Origin of the sequence: Prosthecobacter sp. (genome assembly GCF_044373815.1) — a bacterium.
Lineage (GTDB): Bacteria > Verrucomicrobiota > Verrucomicrobiia > Verrucomicrobiales > Verrucomicrobiaceae > Prosthecobacter.
This window is the reverse complement of the sequence record NZ_JBIPNG010000452.1, coordinates 1-5,388: the sequence shown is the minus strand read 5'-3', so window position 1 is coordinate 5,388 and position 5,388 is coordinate 1. Positions and strand designations below refer to the sequence as shown.

Here is a 5,388-nt window from a genome sequence, read left to right as displayed (position 1 = left end):
AGGCAATGGCAAAGTCATTGGCGCGTTTGTGCTCACCGTGGGAAATGCCAGTTCTTCCACGGTGTACAGCACCGACTACTCGGGTGTTCTAGGCTTTGGTGGCGTGGCCACCGCACTGACAAAGTCTGGACTTGGCACACTGACGCTGAGCGGCACAAACGCCTACACCGGCGCCACCATTGTGAGCCTTGGCATTCTGAAGCTGAACAACGCCAGCGCACTGGGGGCCACCAGTGGAGTGACCATCAGCGCCGGGGGCACGCTGGATTTGAATGGTCAGAGCACCAGCCGGAACTTCACCAGCATCTCCGGCGTCGGTCACAACGGCGGTGGTGCACTCATCAACAGCAGCAGCACGACAGCAACGATCACTGGCAGCATGGTGCTGGGTGGAGCGTCAAGAATTGGCGGCACAGGCAACATCGTGATCAACAACACTGGAGGACTGACCGGCAGCGTACTTCTCACCAAATTTGGCAGTGGTACGCTCACATTCAGCAGCACAGCAGCCAGCGCACGCAGCGGCACCAATCAAATCGATGAGGGCATCCTTCGGTTGCAGGCAGCAACTGCCATCGCCGTGGTAGGCACCGGCACTATGGCGATGAACGGCGGCACTCTGAGCCTTGGTTATGACGCTAGCGGCACGATCAGCAATCCGGTGAACGTGCTGGCCAATTCAGCCATCATCGCAGATCGCGCCAGCGCTGGTGCAGGCGGCATCACTTTCACCATGGGGGCGGTCGTCATCGGCGGCAATACTTTGACAGTGAAAGCAGGCAATAACGTGACCAGCGGCACGATCGGCCTGACCCTCACCACCATCACCATCGGCGGCCCATCCCTGGCTCCTGGCAACCCCATCTTCGATGTACAAAGCACCGCCAGCGCGAACGCAATTCTGACTCTGGGTACCTTGACCGATCAAGCCATCGCACCACGCACCATCACCTTTCAAAATAGCGGCACAGGTGCCAGCAGCGTCATACTTGCCACAGCAGCCACCAGCTTGGTGGATGGCACGCAGATCAATCTGGCTGGAACGGGCGGTGCGATCACACTGAACCTCAACAACGCCACCGCTATCGGCACATTTGCCCAGGTGACCATGGCTTCAGGCAACACCCTGGCCCTTGGCACTTCACAGACGATCAGTTCTCTGAATGGCAGTGGCACAGTTACCGCCACTTCCAACTCAGTCCTCACCATTGGCAACCCGCTGAGTCAAACAATGCCGGATTCCACCTTCAACGGCGCATTGACCGGCACAAACCTCTCGGTGGTCAAGGCCGGGACCGGCACCCTGACCCTCGGCGGCAGCACCAGCAACACCCTCTCAGGTTCCTCGGGCCTCGCGGTGAACAGCGGCACACTCGTGTTGGCGAAAACAGGTGGCGCTGTGGCGGTATCCTCAAAACTGATCATCGGCACCGTCGGCGCTTCATATGGCAGCGCCACAGTTCAGCTGGCGGGGGCGAGCCAGATCGCCACGACCGCCACTGTGACCATGTATGCCCAGAGCTTTCTGGATCTGAACGGTTACAACGCCAACTTAGGCATTGTTAACGGAGCACCCGGCGGCACGATTTACAACAACGCCACGGGAACCACCACCGCTCTGACCGTGGGCACGGGAGACACCACCGGCCAGCACCTGGGGTCTATCGTGGACAACACCAGCGGCACAGGCACAGTGGCACTCACGAAGACCGGCTCAGGAGCCTTTGTTCTGGGAGGATACAACACCTACACCGCCGCCACGCTCGTACAGGCTGGTTCGCTGCAAGTCGGTCTCACAGGCATGGGCACCACCGGCACGGGTGCGGTCACAGTGCAAAGCGGCGCGACCATATTCGGCACGGGAGTCATTCAAGGTTCCAGTTTCACAGCAGGCAGCGGTGCCACCGTTCAAGTAGGTGATGGCACCGCTCAAGGGAACTACGGCACTCTCACCTTCCAGCCAGCCTCAGGTTCCGGCACCATCGATTTTCAATCGGGCAGCACGATCATTCTCGGCCTGAATCTGGGCGGCAATTCTGATCTGCTTAATATCGTGGGCACCGGCTCCACCACGCTGCTGTTCAATGGCAACCTCACCATTACAGCCACGGCTTTCACCCCCACCGCTCCAGCAGTTTACAATCTCATCGACTGGTCCGGTCTTGCATCTTCTCCTACATTTGACAGCCGCTTTAACTACACCGACCAGCTTTCTGGGAACTCGGATGAAGCCAGCGGCTTAGATCTTCCCGACATATCAGGCTCAGGCTACGCTTGGGACATCAGCAACTTCACGACCAATGGCACCATCGCCATCGTCCTCGTGCCGGAGCCCTCACGCCTTCTCCTGCTGGGACTGGCATTGGGAATCACTCTGGTCAGACGCAGGCGCTGAAAACAAATCAGCCGGGCTGTGCAGCCCGGCTGATGAGAAGATTCAGAATGAAGTATTCGATTTACGCCTTGGGTGTCTCGGCGGTGCTTTCAGGCAGCTTGGGAGCCTTGATGTAGTCGGCGGGAAGATCGCCCTTCAAAGATTTGAGGAAGATGACGATGGAGGCGGTTTCTTCGTCACTCAGCGTCTTGCCCAGCTGGTGTTCGGACATCTTCTGGACCATCTGCTCCAGCGTTTTGACGGAACCGTCATGCAGGTAGGGATAGGTCTCGGTGATGTTGCGAAGGCTGGGAACTTTGAAGAAGCCCTTCTCCCCATCGTTCTTGGTGATGTCGGCACGGCCATTGTCCTTGAGATCAGGCCAGGCCTTCACGAGGCCAAGCTTCTGATACATCATGCCGCCAACACCAACGCCATTGTGGCAGGTGACGCAGCCGGTTTTGGCAAAGGTGGCAAACCCCTTCTTCTCTTCGGCACTGAGAGCCTCCTTGTTGCCTTTGAGATAAGCGTCCCATTTGGAAGGAGTGAGCAGCTTGCGCTCAAAGGCACCGACGGCCTTGCCAAAGTTGTTGTAGTTCACAGGGTCAGCCTCGCCGGGGAAGGCAGCCTTGAAGCCTTCCACATAGCCAGGCATGCTCTTCAACACTTTGATCACGAAAGCTTCGTCAGGTGCCCCCATTTCGACGGGATTGAGCACCGGGCCTTTGGCCTGCTCCTCCACACTCGGCGCACGGCCATCCCAGAACTGGGCGACGTGCAGAGCCGCATTGTAAACCGAAGGCGAGCTGCGGCCGCCAAGCTTGCCTTCATGCCCGGGGGAGAATGGCAGGTTGTCGTTGCCGTATTTGTCGAGCACGTGGCAGGAGTTGCAGGACATCTTCCCGCCTTTGGAAATGCGTGTTTCAAAGTAGAGCTGGCGACCAAGATTGATCTTCGCTTCGGTGAGTTCGTTGGTGGCGGAGGCTACCTCGACAGGCAACGGCATGAACATCGGCAGGAAGGCTTCAGATAGATCTGCCTGCGCGAAAGCGGAAGCGGTGCTCAAGCCGACAAAAAGAGCAAAAATGCGAGCGGTGGGGTTCATAGGATGTTGAATTAAAACAGCGAGTCGGATACGTGGCGTGCAAGGCGCGGGTTTCAAGTGATTGCAAAACAACGATGGCTGAGACGATTTCTCAACACCAGACACAGCTTCAAATTGACGAAATCCCCGGCAGGCAGCTAGGCTGGACAAATGTTCTCAAAATCTTTTCTCCTGCTGCTCGCAGCAGCAAGCATGGCACTGGGTCAGCAGCCTGTAGGTGATGGCAAGACAGACGATACGGCGGCGATTCAACACCTCTTTGACACCGTGGGCAGTGTGAAGCTGCCCAAAGGCACCTACCTGCTGACGCAAACCGTGAAGATCGATCTGACAAAGACCGGCTTCGCGGCACTCACAGGAGACGGCACCGTGCGGCTGATCATGGCAGGCGAAGGGCCGGCGCTGCATTTCGTGGGCACGCATGAAGGCTCGGCAGCACCAGATTCATTCAAGCCGGATGTTTGGGAGAGCCAGCGCACCCCCATGGTGGAAGGCATCGAAATCGTCGGGGCGGATGCTGAAGCTGATGGCATCGAGGCCACAGGCACCATGCAGATCACGCTAAGCCGCGTCGTCATTCGTGAATGCCGGCACGCCGTGCATCTTTCTACTCGCAACCGCAACGTACTGATCTCAGCGTGTCACTTCTATCACAACACCGGCATCGGTGTTTTTTACGACAATGTGAACCTGCACCAGTCCAACATCGTGGGCAGCCATATCAGTTACAACGGCGGCGGCGGTGTCGTTTCCGTGGGAGGCAACGTTCGCAATCTGCACATCGGCACCTGCGACATCGAAGGCAATCACGCCAAGGACGGACCGCCCAGCGCCAATGTGATGCTCGACTCACGCGGCGGTTCCATCGGCGAGGTCGCCATCACAGGCTGCACCCTGCAGCACACGCACAAGTCACCGGATTCAGCCAACATCCGCATCATCGGTTCCGGCACGGATCCATCCCTCCTGCGCCGCGCCGGTCGCGAGCACACCCGCGAAGGCAATGTGACCATCACCGCCAATGTGTTCAGCGATGTGCAGGTCAATGTGGAGATCCAGCACTCACGGGGGGTGACGATCACCGGCAACACCTTCTGGGAAGGCTTCCAGCACGATCTTGTCATAACGGACAGTGACAACATCGTGGTCACCGGCAACAATTTTGACCGCAACCCGCGCTACCTCGTGAACGGCAACGACAACGCGGAGAAAAACGGCATCGTCTTCCAGCGCTGCACCGACAGCATTTTTAGCAACAACGTCATCAGCGGCGTGTGGAAGCAGCGCGCCGCAGTGGACATCGAATCCTGCAACCGGCTGCAGATCTCCCACAACAGCATTCTGGACTCTGATGGCACGGGACTCCGCCTGGATCAGGTGATCAACAGCATGGTCGCTGGAAACATCATCCGCGATGACCGTGAAGGAGAACAGCGCAGCAAGGAGCCCTCTCTCAGCATCGTCGGCGGCAAAGACAATGTGATTGAGCAGAATGTGCTCGGAAACAAATAACGTGGACATCGAGGCATGACCACCTCATCCGCCACATGGCTGCTGGCCCGCACCCACGGTCGTATGTTGCGGCACAAGCTGCGCTTTGGCATGCGCGAAAACCGCCTTCTCAGCGTGACGGTTGGCGCGTTCCTCGGGCTCTACAGCCTCGCAGCCTACCTGCTGGTGGGTCGCGGGCTGGATTTCATGATGAAGCTGCCCCTTATCGGCCCGCTGCTCACGGAGCGTCTGGTCTTTCTGCTCTTCTTTTTCTTCTTCGTGATGCTCGTCATCTCCAATGCCACCATCACCGGCATGAGCTTGTTCCGGCGGAAGGACATGGAATGGCAGATTGCACTGCCCCTGCCCCCGCGCAGCCTCGTACTGTGGAAGACCCTGGAAGGCATGCTGCTGGCTA

At 58.2% G+C, this 5,388-nt stretch carries 4 protein-coding genes; 3 read left to right on the top strand and 1 reads right to left on the bottom strand.

The window, feature by feature from the left end; genetic code table 11:
* Positions 1-2,395, top strand: a 2,395-nt coding sequence (locus ACIREA_RS25755) for a beta strand repeat-containing protein (RefSeq protein ID WP_397385190.1), incomplete at its 5' end; no start/stop codon positions are given.
* Between the two features lie 61 nt (positions 2,396-2,456).
* Here ACIREA_RS25755 and ACIREA_RS25750 read toward each other — a convergent pair.
* Positions 2,457-3,479: a cytochrome-c peroxidase gene (locus ACIREA_RS25750; protein WP_397385189.1), complete on the bottom strand. Its 1,023-nt coding sequence runs from the start codon at positions 3,477-3,479 to the stop codon at positions 2,457-2,459.
* Between the two features lie 150 nt (positions 3,480-3,629).
* On the opposite strand from ACIREA_RS25750, the gene ACIREA_RS25745 reads away from it, so the two are divergent.
* Together ACIREA_RS25745 and ACIREA_RS25740 are read left to right on the top strand one after the other, a co-directional pair.
* A complete protein-coding gene (locus tag ACIREA_RS25745; RefSeq protein WP_397385188.1) occupies positions 3,630-4,991 on the top strand; it encodes a right-handed parallel beta-helix repeat-containing protein in 1,362 nt (453 codons plus the stop codon).
* 15 nt (positions 4,992-5,006) lie between these two features.
* A partial coding sequence (locus ACIREA_RS25740; RefSeq protein WP_397385187.1) for a hypothetical protein occupies positions 5,007-5,388 on the top strand: 382 nt, incomplete at its 3' end.